Genomic DNA, 628 nt, shown 5'->3' on the forward strand with positions numbered 1-628 from the left:
AAGCACTTTCTTTATGATAGATCACAGCCTGTGGCTGAAAGCCCCAGTTAAATCCAAACTGCTGAGCAGTTAATCCCCAATCCATTTCTTCAAAATATAAAAAATATGCCTCATTCATTAAACCAACAGCATCTATTAACTCTTTACTGATAAACATAGAAGCACCCACTACATAGTTATTGCCGCCCCAAATAAAATCATCATACTGGCCCAGATCAATTTCGCCTTCACCTACATGATAAGTGCTGCCCAGCCATTTATTATACCTGCCAGCAATTGCCTGTATCCTATCTCTCTGATAGTAAAACCTAAGCTTACCGCCAACAATATATTTACGGCTATGATCTTCAAAAAAATCGACCAGGCTTTTCATGCAGGTTTGCTCAACAACAGTGTCATTATTAAGTATCCAGATAAAACTGTTTGGATCGGCCGTTTTTTGAATATATTTTAATGCTATATTGTTTGCAGCAGCAAATCCCCGATTGTCTGCTTTAATCAAAATAAGTCTTTCCTCGAAAGCTTTATCACTTTTTAAAAACTCAATTTCGTTGGTAAAGGCATAAAACAATGGCTTATCTGTTAACGGATAAACTAACTCAGGATAGGATGTATCAATGTTGGTATA

At 36.6% G+C, this 628-nt stretch carries 1 protein-coding gene; it reads right to left on the reverse strand.

Going from position 1 to position 628, the window contains the following annotated elements; genetic code table 11:
- Positions 1 to 628 (reverse strand): glycosyltransferase (locus AC1DQW_RS27890; RefSeq protein ID WP_477457056.1); only part of this gene is annotated, 628 nt, incomplete at both ends.

It is taken from the genome of Mucilaginibacter sp. P5_A4 (assembly GCF_056400605.1).